At 62.6% G+C, this 684-nt stretch carries 1 protein-coding gene; it reads left to right on the top strand.

The annotated features are described in order from the left end of the window. Positions 1-684: molybdopterin-dependent oxidoreductase (locus JK635_RS27840; protein ID WP_202651826.1), on the top strand; the 684-nt coding region annotated here is incomplete at both ends.

Below are 684 nucleotides of genomic sequence, written 5' to 3'. Positions count from 1 at the left end.
GGCGATGAAGGTCGACGGCCAGGAATTGAATCCCAACCGCGCGGTCTACCTGCTGCCGGCTGCCACGCAGTTCGAGACCTCGGGCTCCGCCACCGCGTCGAACCGCTCGGTGCAATGGCGCGAGAAGGTCATCGAGCCGCTGTTCGAGTCCCGCACCGACCACATGATCATGTATCAGCTGGCGGAAAAGCTGGGCTTTGCCAAGGAGCTGGTGGCGAAGATCAAGCTGGTGCCGGGCAAGGGCGGCATGATGGAGCCGGAGCCGGAGTCGATGCTGGAAGAGATCAACCGCGGCACCTGGACCATTGGCTACACCGGCCAGTCGCCGACGCGTCTGAAGGCGCACATGCGCAACATGCATCTGTTCGACGTGAAGACCCTGCGCGCCAAGGGCGGCAAGGACGCAGCCACTGGCTACGACATCACCGGCGATTATTTCGGCCTTCCATGGCCATGCTTCGGCACACCCGAAATGAAGCATCCGGGTTCGCCCAACCTGTATGACACCAGCAAGCACGTCATGGATGGCGGCGGCAACTTCCGCGCCAACTTCGGCGTCGAGCGCGATGGCGTGAGCCTGCTGGCGGAAGATGGTTCACACTCGGTTGGCTCTGACATCACCACCGGCTACCCCGAATTCGACCACATCCTGCTGAAGAAGCTGGGCTGGTGGGACGACCTTAC

The sequence above is a fragment of the Neobacillus paridis genome, assembly GCF_016765675.1.
Classification (GTDB): Bacteria; Bacillota; Bacilli; order Bacillales; family Cytobacillaceae; genus Neobacillus; species Neobacillus paridis.
The sequence above is the reverse complement of the archived record's forward strand: the minus strand, read 5'-3'. Positions and strand labels throughout refer to the sequence as shown.